Source organism: Enterococcus sp. 1001283B150225_161107_E12, assembly GCF_015556925.1.
GTDB classification, from domain to species: Bacteria; Bacillota; Bacilli; order Lactobacillales; family Enterococcaceae; genus Enterococcus_B; species Enterococcus_B mundtii.
Window position 1 is genome coordinate 16,453 of sequence record NZ_JADNNI010000022.1, and the last position, 13,787, is coordinate 30,239.

Genomic DNA, 13,787 nt, shown 5'->3' on the forward strand with positions numbered 1-13,787 from the left:
CTGTTTCCTCCATTTCATTTTGATTTTAACGAAATACTCGTCTAAGAGTTTCATCAAGTGTAGCAACACCTACGACTTCGATACCCTCTGGAATATTCCAACCACCTAAATTATTTTTAGGTAAATATACTTTTGTAAAACCTAATTTTTGTACTTCTTTTACTCGTTGTTCAATTTGGTTAACTCTTCTGATTTCACCAGTCAGACCGATTTCTCCAATAAAACACTCCGTTGGTTGTGTTCCTTTTTCTTTGTAACTAGACGCAATACTGACTGCAATTGCTAAATCGATCGCAGGTTCATTTAATTTTACCCCACCAGCTGCTTTTAAGTAAGCATCTTGATTTTGCAACAATAATCCTGCCCGTTTTTCTAAGACTGCCATGATCAATGACACCCGATTAAAGTCTAAACCAGTCGTTGTTCGTTTGGCATTTCCGAACATCGTGGGTGTGACTAAAGCTTGGATCTCTACTAAGATCGGACGTGTTCCTTCCATGGCGACAACGATCGCTGAACCTGTCGCTCCATCCAATCGTTCTTCTAAGAAAATCTGTGAAGGATTCGCTACTTCTTCAAGCCCATGGGCGTGCATCTCAAAAATACCGATCTCATTGGTGGAACCAAAACGATTTTTGACGGCACGTAAAATACGAAAACTATGATGTTGCTCACCTTCAAAATACAAGACCGTATCAACCATGTGCTCTAACATGCGCGGACCTGCAATCGAGCCTTCTTTCGTGACATGACCTACTATAAAAATGGCAATACCGTTTGTTTTTGCGATTTTCAATAGCTCAGCTGTGGTTTCTCGCACTTGACTAACACTACCAGCGACACTCGTAATATCAGGTTGAGTCATTGTTTGGATCGAATCGATAATGACATAATCAGGTGAAATTTGTTCGATGGCTCGACTGATTTCATTCATATCTGTCTCTGCATACAAGTAAAACTCTGTGTCGATCGAACCTAATCGTTCTGCACGCAACTTGATTTGGTCCGCACTCTCTTCTCCCGATACGTAAAGGACTTTTCCACCAATAGCAGCCAGTTGCTGTGATACTTGCAAGAGTAGGGTGGATTTTCCGATACCAGGATCGCCACCGATCAAAACCATCGAGCCAGGAACCACACCACCGCCTAAAACACGGTTCAATTCTTCTAGCTTCGTCTTTACTCGTGGTTCTTTCTTAGGAACCACCTCAGCGATTTTTGTTGGCTTGGCTTTTTCTCCGGTCAAACTCGTTCGTACTCTGCGGTCCGTTGTATCTTGTTCGATTTCTTCAACCATGGTATTCCATTTGCCACAATTTGGGCAACGTCCTAAAAATTTAGGCGACACATAGCCACAATTTTGACAAACAAATTGAACTTTTGCTTTTTTGGCCATTTCGGTGTACCACCTGTCTTTCATTTTACTTTTCTTGAGTTAAAGATAACTTAAATCTACTTTGCTTATTGGTTGGATGAACCAAATCCACCTTGACGAGCATTAGCGGTTTGATCTTGGTCCGCTTTTAAGAACGGTAGGAAGATTCCTTGCCCAATTCTTTCCCCTTTTTTGATCACTACATCTTTGAAACCAAAATTCGTGAATTGGAACATGATATGCCCTTCATTTGCTTCGTTATTATAATAGTCACTGTCGATCACGCCGACACCATTCGTCAAAATCAAAAAACGTTTTAATGGATTGCTTGAACGATTGGCTAATTGTAAGAATTCATCCTCACCCATATACGCTTTGATTCCTGTAGGCACTAAAACGGGTTTGATTTTCTTTTCCTCTGCTGACATTTCAGAGATCAGCGCATCTGATACAGCTGTTAGTCCTTGCTTGAACCCGGCTTTCCAAACACTTGGAATCACCACATCTTCTGCTGCTTCAAAATCATAACCGGCAGCGTGATGAGTCGCTCTTTGCGGCAATTGGATCTGTTGATCCTGATAACGTGTAATTACTTCAAAACCTCTTTTATTCACCGAATCCCTCCCAGAGTAAACTAGTTCTATTTTAACATACCAAGCGACTGAATACCCAAAGTTAACGAATTCTTCATGAAATTCCTTTCTCTGCTTAAGAAACAAATTTATTGATTTTTTGAAAAAAAGTTTATTAAAACATGACTTTATGATTGAAAACAAGTAGAATAGAGCAAAATCATTTCTGTGTAAAAAAGATTAGTTGAGGTGCTCCATGCGAAAAGAAATAATAGAAGCAAAACGAATCATTATAAAAGTAGGAACAAGTACGTTGATCTATCCAAATGGCAACATCAATTTGGGCGCGATTGATCAACTCGCTTTTGTTCTCTCTGACCTTCGTAATCAAGGCAAAGAAATCGTCTTAGTCTCTTCCGGTGCAGTAGGTGTTGGGATGCACAAGATGAATTTAGCAAAGCGTCCTAATACGATCCCAGAACAACAGGCGATTGCAGCAATTGGACAAGCTGAATTGATGAATATCTATAATCAACGGTTCAGTGCGTATGGTCAACAAACTGCCCAAATCTTAGTGACGCGAGATGTTATCGATTACCCTGAAAGCCGAAAAAATGTTGTCAATACGTTAGAACAGCTACTAGCAATGAGAACCATTCCGATCGTCAATGAAAATGACACCGTCGCAGTTGATGAATTAGATCACTCCACCAAATTTGGCGACAACGATCAGTTATCTGCGATCGTTACCAAACTGATTGCCGCTGATCTACTCATCATTCTTTCAGATATCGACGGTTTTTATTCGGATAATCCAACCATCAATCCTGACGCTGAAATGTATCAAACAGTTACCGCAATCGATGATAAACTGATGGCCCAAGCAGGTGGTGCTGGTAGCACCTACGGAACTGGTGGGATGGCAAGCAAACTAAAAGCAGCTTTAAGGATCTTTGAAGCAAATCGCCCAATGATCTTAGCAAATGGAAAAAATCCAGCAATCATTTTTGATATTTTAGCTGGAAAAGAAATCGGAACATTATTTAAGGAGGTTTTATAATGACTGATCTTATCCAACTTGGGAAACAAGCAAAAAAAGGCGCACGCGAACTTGCTTTGATGCCGACTAAACAAAAAAATGACTTATTGTTGCAAATGGCACAAACAATCAAGAGAAATCAACTAGCCATTCTTGAAGCCAATCAAAAAGACTTAGATCAAGCGACAGAAAATAATATTAGCGAAACAATGCAAGATCGTTTACGGCTAACACCAGAACGCATCCATACAATGGCGGAAGAAATCATTAAAGTGGCGCAACTAGACGACCCAATCGGAAAAGTCGATCACATGTGGCAAAACGAAGATGGTTTATTGATTGGCAAGAAACGTGTCCCTCTAGGTGTCATCGGCATGATCTACGAATCACGTCCGAATGTAACAACTGATGCGGCAAGTCTCGCATTTAAATCAGGAAATGCAGTGATTTTACGTGGTGGAAAAGAAGCCTTCCATTCCAATCAACTGTTGGTTGAATTACTTCAAGAAACATTGGGAAATGCTGAAGTTTCGCCTTACGCGATCCAATTCGTGGATGATACCTCTCATGAGACCGCTGCGGAATTGATGCGTTTAACAGATTATTTAGACGTATTGATCCCTCGAGGTGGCGCTTCGTTGATCAAACGTGTGAAAGAGCAAGCCACTGTCCCAATCATTGAAACAGGCACCGGCAACAACCATATCTATATCGATAAAGAAGCACAATTAGCCATGGCAGTGGATATCATTGTGAACGCCAAAACATCTCGCCCTTCTGTCTGTAACGCTGCCGAGACTTTGCTGATCCATTCAGAGATCGCGCCTTTCTTCTTGCCATCTATTGAGCAAGCACTGGTTGAACACGGTGTCTCTCTACATGCAGATGCTCGCGCGTTGGATTATTTAGAGACCGCAACCTTAGCAGACGAAACTGATTGGGATACAGAATATTTGGATTATATTTTAGCAGTTAAGATCGTTGATTCTTTGGACGAAGCAATCGAACATATCAACCGTCACAATACACAACATTCCGAAGCTATCGTGACGGACAGTTACACAGCAAGCCAACGCTTTTTAAATGAAGTTGATGCAGCTGCTGTTTACGTCAATGCTTCCACTCGCTTCACGGATGGTTCAGTATTTGGCTTCGGTGCAGAAATCGGTATTTCTACACAAAAACTTCATGCTAGAGGTCCAATGGGGCTAAATGAGTTAACAACGACGAAATACATCATCTATGGAGATGGACAAATTCGTAAATAATGTTTCACGGGAAACATTTTATGTGCGAGTTGTCTTTCATAATAAAGTTACGTAAAAACCAGAATATTCTTTATTAAAAAATAAGACGACATTCACAAAAATTTGAAAACAAATTTCGTGGATGTCGTCTTATTGCTAAATAGTGAACACTACTAGCACATTCTCCCTTGATAGACTATTCTTCCGGTAATTGATCAAATAAAGAAAAGCCATCAAACGTTTCTCCATCATAATAGCGCAATAATTGTTCACTCGTCAGATTCGTGGTAGTTTCTTTTTCCTCTTCTGATTCAAGAAGAAGTTGTTCACGATAGATTCGGTAGGTCTCTGCTAATTGTTGCTGCATTTTTGCCCTTGAATTAGCCTCCGCATTGATCGTCGGAAGCTCCTTGATCAACCCTCGATAAATCAACTGTTCATCTACCCATTCAACAGGTAGTTCGACCATCGTCAAGCCTACCTCTTTAAAATATTCTTCGATCATCATCTAAGCCTCACATTTATGTCTTGCTTGCATTTTAGCTTATCTCCCAGAAAGTTGCTAGCGACAACATAGAGACTTCTTTATTTATTTTTGGATCGTCGCCAAAACTGCACGTGAAACTGGACCGACAAATAATAATTGTAACGGCAACGCCATGATCACATTCATTTTCCAAGCTGTAAGATAGGCAGAAAGAAATTGTTCTGGAATCCCTTGTTCAATAACAATACCGAATAATGACATACATGTCACCATACCTAAAACCATGAGGCATGAAATCGTGAGGATCATTTGCATTTTATTTTGTTTATTTATAGGTAATTTGAAAGCAATCTTTTTTGCGACTACTCCTACGATAAAAACATCTAAGATAAATGCCACGATAAATCCTGGTATAAGGCCTATGAATAAGTTTGATACATGCAACGCATTATGTAACCATAGATTATAGATACTCATCCCTAAAACCATCAGAAAACACATCATCGTTGTAAAAATAATTCCTTCTTTTTTGTTTGTTGGCACTTCAATCACTCCTTTTCATGAAAAACAGCATAGCATAAATGAAAATTTTTCGTAAGTTTTTATTTTATTTTTTTATATTGAGCTACATTTCTTGACTTAATTTAGAAAATATATTGGAAAATAATTAAATTTACGATAGAATAATATTAGTAACACCGAAACAAAAATAACATTTTCTTATCAATCAAATAAAGAAAAGATTATAATTAGGAGGATATTTGATGAAAGTAAGGATATTGCTTGCATCGATAATGTTATTAAACGCATCATTGTCGCCATGTATTGCTTTAGCAGAAACAGTAACAACCAATAATCAGCAAACCGAGACCACTTCAAGTTCACTCACCGACGAAAAAACAACGAATGTAATATCTCCAACTACCATTTCAAGCACAAATGAAGAGATACCCCCACCCAGTACTGACACACCAACTATAATAGGAACGCCCAAATTAATAGGTGAGAGCTATAAGGATGGGATTAGTAAACCGAAAAGAATCAACTTATCAGCAACTGAAGCCATTCAACAAACATTTATTGAAGATGAGGAAAACAAAAAAACAACACACAGCTACATTGGTGGAAACACAATCTATGAAATCAATTCCACGGATGTTCAAGTCCCTAACCCCCGAACTACTGATTCATCCACGATCCAGTTAGCTGTCTACACTGGAGATGCCTCACAAACCAAACAAACTTTAGCTTATTATCTTGCACAACAGTTTAAAACCTATCAACTCTCACTCGAGAACCTCAAAGATATTCTTTCAATTGATCCAGCTTTATCAATCAATGAAGATAGTTTATTTGCTTTGATTCAAGAGTATTATCCACAAATTACAGAAAAAATCACTATTCGAGAAATAGAAGATTTAACTGATCAATATGGGAGTGTGCACCAAAAATCACTAACTGATACATTTAATCAGCAACCTAATGGAAAAGTATTCTCTGGAAACATTCTTTTGACTCGAAAAATCGTATTATCCAATCAGGAAATATTCTTTTTTGTCGAAAGCGCTACCCAGTCCGGTTGGATTTTTGCAGAAAATTTAACTTATCATGCTTCTAAAATAATAAACCTTTCTGAAAAAGGAAAAGTAACAGAAAATCATGCAAAAATTTATTCCACTTTAGATGATGCATGGCTTGAAAAATCTGCAATGCAAGCTAATCTTGAAACACTTTATGAAGTAAATCAACAAATACAAATCAATAACCGTTTATTTTATAAAATATCCCATGACAATGTTGTGGTGGGGTATGTTGATCAGAATGACTTCAACAAATTAGGACAAGGTGACCCAGACAAAACTGAAACAGAAAATATTACACCTAATGTACCTTCGAGTAGTAGTGTTAATGATACAAATCATTCACCTAGCGAAAGAAGAACAGAAACTTCAATTAGTTACTCAACACATGTACGTGGACATGGATGGATGCCCACCTCAAAAAATGGTGAGTTGTCTGGAACAGAAGGACAAGGGCTACGCATTGAAGCAATACGTGCCAATCTTACTTCCTCGCTTTCTGGCTCGATTGAGTATAGTTCCTATGTTGAAGGAACTGGCTGGCAAGACTGGGTATCAAATGGTGCAATATCAGGAACGGAGGGTCAAGGTCTTCAAATAGAAGGAATCAATATGCGACTCACAGGAGAATTGGCTGAAAATTATAACCTTTATTACCGAGTTCATGTTCAAAAACTTGGTTGGCTACCTTGGGCAAAAAATGGAAATCCTTCTGGAACATCCAGTTTTGGTTTCCGAATCGAAGCCATCGAAGTTCAATTAATTAGCCGCTCCCAACAAGGTCCTGAACTTGGAGATTCTTACGTCCAAAGAGCATCTATAAATTATTCCACACATGTACGCGGGCAAGGTTGGCTTCCTGAATCTTCGAATGGGGAAATTTCTGGAACAGAAGGACAAGGGTTACGTATTGAAGCGTTACGTGTCCATCTCTCTTCTGCCTTTTCTGGATCAATCGAATATACTTCCTATATTGAAAATCATGGTTGGCAAAATTGGGTATCAAATGGAGGGATATCGGGAACAGAAGGACAAGGTCGTCAGATTGAAGGGATCAGGATACGACTGACAGACGAACTTGCAACACATTACAATATTTATTACCGAATCCATGCTCAAAATCTAGGCTGGTTACCTTGGGCAGAAAATGGAAATAGTGCTGGTACATTGGGGTACGGTTATCGTATTGAAGCAATTGAAATACGTCTACTACCCAAAGAGCAAATTGGGCCACCAACGGGTGACTCTTATGTCGAAAAAGCCCCTTCTGTCTTAGCAAACGCTCACGTAGCTTCTAGAGGATGGCTACCAGAACAAACAGCCGAGACACAAGTTGGAACGGTCGGACAAGGACTTAGCTTACAGGCACTTCAATTAAAATTAACGGAAAACAGTCATGAAGGTGGTATCGTTTACCAATCTCACCTGGCACATCGTGGTTGGGAAACTTCATGGATTCAGGAAGGGCAAACTTCAGGGACCGTTGGACAAAGCTTAGCATTACAAGCTGTCCGAATTAATTTGACCGGTGATATCAGTCACCACTATGATATTTATTACCGTGTCCATTCCCAACACTTCGGCTGGTTAGACTGGGCAAAAAATGGAGAATCAGCTGGCACGCAAGGTTACTCATATCGCGCAGAGGGCTTACAAATAAAACTAGTCGAAAAAGGGCAAGCTCCCCCAGGTGAAACTGCTCGTGCCTTTCGAATTGCACCACCTAAGGTTTCCTTTGATGGTCATGTCTCTGGTATTGGTTGGGTCAATCGCAATGGTCTAAGTAATTCAATCAATCATTCGAATCAAGGGCGTCAATTTGAAGCAATTCGTGCACAATTAGAACAAAGTGATTACTCTGGTGGAATTAGATATGATTCACATATTTCATCAAATGGATGGACAAATCCTGTTGAGAATGGAGCAATATCAGGTTCGGTCGGACATAGTCGTGCACTCCAGGCCTTCTCTTTTCAACTAACAGGTGAATTATCTGAAAAATACGATATTTACTATCGTTCATTCGTCCGTTCACGAGGATGGTTAGGTTGGGCTTCAAATGGTCAAAAAGCAGGATCAGTTGGAATGAATTTACCTGTCGAAGCAATTGAAGTCGCAATTGTAGAAAATGATCGAAAACCAGCGGGTTACCAAGCAAATCAATTGACCATATTAGGTCAAATTGACACTTCAACACCAGAAGGAAGATTTGTCAATTCTATTACACAAAGTGCAAATCGAGTTGCTCCAGCATACGGATTGTACACTTCTGTCATGCTTGCTCAAGCAATTCTAGAGACTGGCTATGGCACTAGCTTCTTGGCACGCAATGCGAACAATTTCTTTGGAATGAAGTTCAAGGATGGGGAAGATGAAGGGAAATATGATTACGTTTGGCATGTCTCAAATGAAGTTATCAATGGTATCACTATACCTGTTAATTCGAAATTCCGTGTCTATCAAAGTACCGATGAATCTTTCGTCGACAACGCTGTGAAATTGAAATACGGCGTACCTTGGGATCCTGTTCGCTATCGTGGAACTTGGAAAGTTAATACACGTTCTTATCGAGATGCCACCCAAGCTTTAACTGGGACATATGCAACTGATCCAACTTATGGAACAAAATTAAACAACATCATTGAACGTTGGCGTTTGGATCAGTTTGATTGATCTTGATTTTTACAAAAAAATATCTACTTGGCACTGTCAAACAATGCCAGGTAGATATTTTTTATTGATTAATTTGCGTAAAAACCAATTCCTTCATATCTCCAGCCTAGTGGTGTCAAAGAATCTCTTTCTACTGAACTTAATGTATAATGGTGCGTCCCTATAGTTTCATTTGGGTTAAATAGTCGATAAATTGGTTTAGAACCTCCAGAATAAAAACTTAGCCCTTCATATCTCCAGCCTAGTGGTGTAAGGAAGTTGATTTCTGACTGAGCCATTGTATAATGATGATCCCCATTATTTGGATTATACAGACGATACACCGGTTGACCACTATTTGGTGCTTGCCATGCAATTCCTTCGTATTTCCAACCAACTGTTGATAAATAGTTTTTCTCTCCCGCATTTAATGTGTACAAATGTTGTCCTGTACTTTTATTATATAGGCGATACATTGGTGAAGTATTCGCATTGGGTGTATCATACTGTGTCAGATTGTAGGTTTCAATTATATTATTCAATGTTGAACCATAGTTTGGAGCTGTTGCATAACGCCCCGTTAACCATGCTGTGGCGTCTTTATAGGAAGAAGTGTTACTTTTCCATGCACCTGAATAATAATACACACCAGATTGGAACGAAGTTGTTTTTAAAACTGTTACATTATCTTGTAAAGATTCTGCATAAGATGGATATTTACGAAACGCAGCGTTCACTGTGACCCATTGTCCATTGATATATTCAGACGTCGGCATTGTGACAGATTGTCCGTTATAGCTTCCTTTAATTCCAAACAAGTTGTAGTTAGGTGCCGAAGCTAACGTGCTTTTACCCCAGCCGCTTTCAACAATTGCTTGTGCGATCATCACTGAAGCGTATAGGTCATTTGCATTTGCTAATGTTTGCGCACTTGCGGCAATACTGTCAATAAATGCTTGTTGTGCATTAGAAGATGAACGTGCTGAAAATGCTGCTATGCCAGGATTTTCAAATTGTGATAAATCAGCTTGGTGTGTGTGGGTTAGTTCCTCTCCATTAGTTAGAGGATTCGTAACAGATTCAGTTTTTTCCACATTTTCCGTAGGCTGTTCTGTCACGTCATCTGCTTGTGTCGAAACAGTGGTTTCAACAGAATTATTTGTTCCTACTTCTTCTGCAAGTACAGTAAGGTTGGTAGTCACAAGACTACTCAGAACAATTGCACTAAATAATAAATTTTTTGCTTTCATTACTTCTCCTTTATTCTTAAAAATAAAATAATTTAATGTGTTGCATATGATAACAGAAATAAACACTTTCATTAAACATCATACACTTTTTAATTATACATAGATTTCAACATTTTTCAGTATATAAATTCTTAAGATTTAGAGGAGTCTTTATGTCATTTTGTAACTTTCTATTTTTGAAGTCGATGATTATTGGCTCAAATCAAAAAATAAAAAACTCTTAGAGGCTTGCCGGCATAGTTTAGAAATACATCTGCTATTTCCAAACCCAAACGCGCGCTCTAAGAGTAACATTCCTATTAAATTTGGTAGAAAAAACTAGTCCTTAATTTAGATACCTAACTCCCTTAACCCATCTTCTATCGAAGTCAATTTGCGACCTAATACTTTTTCAAAATCATCAGAAGTTACATCTAACTGATTGTTGCGAATATCATTTTGGATTGCAGTCGTCATTTCTGCACCACCTTGAGAAAATCCCGACGTTGTTAGTTTAGCTGTGAATTCATCTGCATCCAACGAAAGGATTTCTAAAGATTTCCCGCTTACTCTAGCAACTTGTTCTGCCAAGGCTTGATAGGTGATTGGTTTTCCAGATAATTCTAAGACCTCAGGATAATCCATTCCTGCTAATACTTTTGCAGCTACTTCTGCATACTCTCTCTTTAACGCCCAACCGGTCTTGCCTTCGCCAGCTGCATAAACAAACTGACCAGTTTTCAATGCTACTTCAATCAATGGCATCTCATTTTCTAGGTACCAGTTATTTCTTAAAAAGGTATGTTTGATACCAGATTCTTTGATGATTTTTTCTGTAAATTGATGGTCTGGAGCCAAGATACTAGTCGAATGATCTGCATCCGCAAAACTAGTATAGGCAATGAAAGAAACCCCTGTTTGTTTTGCTGCTTCTACAACATGTTGATGTTCAGCTTGTCGGTTTCCCGGTACACCTGATACAAATAATAGACGATCGATTCCTTGTAGCGCCTGTACCATCGTCTCGCGATCAGCATAATCACCGATGCGAACTTGAAGACCTGCTTCAATTAATTTCTGGGCTTTTTCTTCATTACGAGCAAGGACATAGATTTCCTCCAAAGGAACCAGTTTCTTTAATTCTTCTAAAGCGTAGCGTCCAAATCCTCCAGTTGCTCCTGTTACTAAATAAGTCATATTCCCACTCCCTATTGATTAATTATTTTTGTTCACATAGCTGTACATTTTTAAAATACACCATTATCATAAAGAGTATGCTAAGATAAGTCAAGAAATCAAGTTGAAAGGATGGATTTTAATGAAATATTCTCTACAATTAAGCGATGCAATTCATATCCTAGCTTATATCCACATATTTCAAGGAACTGATTTACTTTCAAGTGACATGATTGCAAGTAGCATTGAAACGAATCCAACAAATGTTCGAAAAATCATGAGTCAATTAAAAAAAGCAGACCTTATCCATACAACAAGTGGGAAACCAACACCCGTACTTGCGAAAGCTCCCGAAAATATCAATTTATTGGAAATTTATCAAAGTATTGAAGGTAACACGAATTTGATCCAAGTAGACCCAAAAACAAATCCGAATTGCGTGGTAGGCGCTAATATCCAAGAAGTCTTAGCTGCAACTTATTCTCAATTACAAAAAAAAGTGGAAGAAGAAATGGCAGTAATCACTTTAGATGGACTCATTAAACAGATTGCATTATCAGAAAAAGAGAAACGTCCAGAAAATCAGCCACTCGTGGAAAAATTCCTTTAGTTTTTAAGTAAATCGGAGTTACTTTTAGTTATCTAAAAATTAAAATAACAGTTTTATATTATTATTACTTTTATAATAGATTAAATAATCTTCGTACTGGAAAAAAATTGCTGTTTTCTTTTTATTTATTCGGTAAAATTAAACTATGAAGATAACTAAAGGAGGAAATATTATGAAAGATTGGAAAAACGGTTTTTGGGAATCTGATTTAGATCATGGCTATGAATTGTTTATTGAAAAACGTGTTCATGGATATTTGTTTACAAAAGAAAAAATCATCGCAAAAGTCACAGAAGAAAACAACAAGGAGTATGACGTACTTGTCCAGTTAACAGATGACGACCAATTCTATGGTCTGTCTTGCAGTTGCTCCCACGAAGACACAGGTCATTGTCCTCATGTCGTAGCTACCTTGTTCAAACATGAACAAGAAAAAGAGCAGGAAAAAGCAAATGAACTGGTCAAGTTGATCTCTTATGCAAATGAACAAGATATTCAAGACTTTCTATTAAATATTTTAAAAGAGAATCAAGAACTAACTCAACGATTCCAAGAACATACTGCAATCAAAAATATTGACGATTACGATAAAATGATTGCTATTTTAGAAAAACATACCCATTATTCTGGGAGCAACATTCATGATCGTACACTTCAAAACATCAATAAAGAACTGTCTGAATTTTTAAACAGTCTTATTGATACATCAATCGAAAAAAAGCAAATCCTTCATGCATTCGAATTAATGAACAGAATAGTGGAACACTTTGATTTATCAAAAGTACATAATGTAGAAAATGATATCAGTCTTATCATGCATCACTGTTATTCTCTATGGAAAAAGTTACTGAGACATGCATCCGAGCCAGAAAAACAACGAATATATTCTAAACTTTCGACCAAAATAAGTAGTGCAGGCCAATCTAGCTTTTATATCCAACAAATTTTACATGAAGAATTCCCCGAACAGTACTTTGATCAGGATCAGCAAAAACTTGATCAAACATCTGAAAATGGCGGACACTTCAACTATAAAAACAAACGACTTCTATCCATTCGCCAAATGGAAAATTTGAATTATACAGACAACCAAATTCATCAACGTGCACGTGAAAGCTGGCAATCTCCAACTATACGTTCACAATATATCGACTATCTGATGCAAAAGAGAGCTTATGAAGAAGCAATTACTGTTTTGAATGAAAGTATTGTATTAGATCAACACTCTTCTGATATGGTCACCTTGCATCGCTATGCATTAAAAAACCTCTATCATAAGTTAGGAAAAAAAGAGCTTTATGCGGAACAAATTTTACATCTCCTATTAGAAGGAGAGACCGTCGATATGAATTTGATTCATCAATTGAAAAAAACATATTCGATTGATCAGTGGGAAGAAGTACGAGAAAACTTATTTGAAAAATTAAAGTATCGTACAGACGTTGGATTGTTCTATTCGAAAGAAAGACGATACGATCTATTGTTGGATTATGTTCTCAAGTCACCTGGACTGGAAGAAGCCAGCCGCTATTTTTCTTTCTTAAGAAAGCAGTTCCCAGAAGCACTCCTTCAAAAATATGAATATGAATTACGCCGGATGGCTGCTGAGACGACTACACGTTTACGGTATCATAAAATGGCTTTGCTGATCGCCGAAATGGCCACCCTCCCTAGTAGCACGATCTCTGTTCAATTACTGATCAAAGAACTAAAAGAAAAGTACCCGCGCAGAAAAGCAATGCTAGAAGAACTAAAAAAGTTAGAAAAAACATATAAATAATCTAGCGATAGCGACCCTATTCACAGTCATTATTTCGAAA

At 38.0% G+C, this 13,787-nt stretch carries 11 protein-coding genes; 5 read left to right on the plus strand and 6 right to left on the minus strand.

Annotated features, from left to right (window positions below):
- Positions 1 to 25: 25 nt before the first annotated feature.
- Both radA and I2F89_RS13935 read right to left on the minus strand, forming a co-directional pair.
- On the minus strand, positions 26 to 1,396 hold the full coding sequence (gene radA, locus I2F89_RS13930) for a DNA repair protein RadA (protein WP_019723034.1): 1,371 nt from the start codon (positions 1,394 to 1,396) through the stop codon (positions 26 to 28).
- Positions 1,397 to 1,461: 65 nt separating this feature from the next.
- Entirely contained in the window at positions 1,462 to 1,989 is a 528-nt protein-coding gene (locus tag I2F89_RS13935; protein WP_010734058.1) for a dUTP diphosphatase, read from the minus strand.
- 214 nt (positions 1,990 to 2,203) lie between these two features.
- Here I2F89_RS13935 and proB point away from each other — a divergent pair, with 214 nt between their 5' ends.
- Positions 2,204 to 3,007 (plus strand): glutamate 5-kinase, encoded by an 804-nt coding sequence (gene proB / locus I2F89_RS13940; RefSeq protein ID WP_195514525.1) that lies wholly within the window; start codon positions 2,204 to 2,206, stop codon positions 3,005 to 3,007.
- Complete coding sequence (locus I2F89_RS13945) at positions 3,007 to 4,254, plus strand: glutamate-5-semialdehyde dehydrogenase (protein WP_195514526.1); 1,248 nt, start codon at positions 3,007 to 3,009, stop codon at positions 4,252 to 4,254. Before proB ends, I2F89_RS13945 begins: the two co-directional genes overlap by 1 nt.
- A 175-nt stretch (positions 4,255 to 4,429) precedes the next feature.
- Here I2F89_RS13945 and I2F89_RS13950 read toward each other — a convergent pair whose 3' ends face one another.
- The gene (locus tag I2F89_RS13950) at positions 4,430 to 4,738 is read right to left on the minus strand and encodes a hypothetical protein (protein WP_071866561.1); all 309 of its coding nucleotides are present in this window, start codon (positions 4,736 to 4,738) and stop codon (positions 4,430 to 4,432) included.
- An 84-nt stretch (positions 4,739 to 4,822) separates the two neighbouring features.
- The gene (locus I2F89_RS13955; protein ID WP_195514527.1) at positions 4,823 to 5,263 is read right to left on the minus strand and encodes a DUF2798 domain-containing protein; all 441 of its coding nucleotides are present in this window, start codon (positions 5,261 to 5,263) and stop codon (positions 4,823 to 4,825) included.
- 221 nt (positions 5,264 to 5,484) lie between these two features.
- Between I2F89_RS13955 and I2F89_RS13960 the strand changes: the two genes are divergently transcribed.
- On the plus strand, positions 5,485 to 8,973 hold the full coding sequence (locus I2F89_RS13960) for a glucosaminidase domain-containing protein (RefSeq protein ID WP_195514528.1): 3,489 nt from the start codon (positions 5,485 to 5,487) through the stop codon (positions 8,971 to 8,973).
- Positions 8,974 to 9,041: 68 nt separating this feature from the next.
- On the opposite strand, the gene I2F89_RS13965 is transcribed toward I2F89_RS13960, so the two are convergent.
- Both I2F89_RS13965 and I2F89_RS13970 read right to left on the minus strand, forming a co-directional pair.
- On the minus strand, positions 9,042 to 10,202 hold the full coding sequence (locus I2F89_RS13965) for a glycoside hydrolase family 73 protein (protein WP_195514529.1): 1,161 nt from the start codon (positions 10,200 to 10,202) through the stop codon (positions 9,042 to 9,044).
- Between the two features lie 330 nt (positions 10,203 to 10,532).
- The gene (locus tag I2F89_RS13970; RefSeq protein WP_195514530.1) at positions 10,533 to 11,378 is read right to left on the minus strand and encodes an SDR family oxidoreductase; all 846 of its coding nucleotides are present in this window, start codon (positions 11,376 to 11,378) and stop codon (positions 10,533 to 10,535) included.
- Positions 11,379 to 11,499: 121 nt separating this feature from the next.
- Here I2F89_RS13970 and I2F89_RS13975 point away from each other — a divergent pair, with 121 nt between their 5' ends.
- On the plus strand, positions 11,500 to 11,967 hold the full coding sequence (locus I2F89_RS13975) for an Rrf2 family transcriptional regulator (RefSeq protein ID WP_195514531.1): 468 nt from the start codon (positions 11,500 to 11,502) through the stop codon (positions 11,965 to 11,967).
- Between the two features lie 172 nt (positions 11,968 to 12,139).
- Positions 12,140 to 13,747, plus strand: a complete 1,608-nt coding sequence (locus tag I2F89_RS13980; RefSeq protein WP_195514532.1) for an SWIM zinc finger family protein — start codon at positions 12,140 to 12,142, stop codon at positions 13,745 to 13,747.
- Positions 13,748 to 13,787: the final 40 nt, after the last annotated feature.

Coding starts and splice junctions, on each gene's coding strand:
- radA (WP_019723034.1), bottom strand. CDS start 1,396: ATGGCCAAAAAAGCAAAAGTTCAATTTGTTTGTCAAAATTGTGGCTAT.
- proB (WP_195514525.1), top strand. CDS start 2,204: ATGCGAAAAGAAATAATAGAAGCAAAACGAATCATTATAAAAGTAGGA.
- I2F89_RS13945 (WP_195514526.1), top strand. CDS start 3,007: ATGACTGATCTTATCCAACTTGGGAAACAAGCAAAAAAAGGCGCACGC.
- I2F89_RS13950 (WP_071866561.1), bottom strand. CDS start 4,738: ATGATCGAAGAATATTTTAAAGAGGTAGGCTTGACGATGGTCGAACTA.
- I2F89_RS13960 (WP_195514528.1), top strand. CDS start 5,485: ATGAAAGTAAGGATATTGCTTGCATCGATAATGTTATTAAACGCATCA.
- I2F89_RS13965 (WP_195514529.1), bottom strand. CDS start 10,202: ATGAAAGCAAAAAATTTATTATTTAGTGCAATTGTTCTGAGTAGTCTT.
- I2F89_RS13970 (WP_195514530.1), bottom strand. CDS start 11,378: ATGACTTATTTAGTAACAGGAGCAACTGGAGGATTTGGACGCTACGCT.
- I2F89_RS13975 (WP_195514531.1), top strand. CDS start 11,500: ATGAAATATTCTCTACAATTAAGCGATGCAATTCATATCCTAGCTTAT.
- I2F89_RS13980 (WP_195514532.1), top strand. CDS start 12,140: ATGAAAGATTGGAAAAACGGTTTTTGGGAATCTGATTTAGATCATGGC.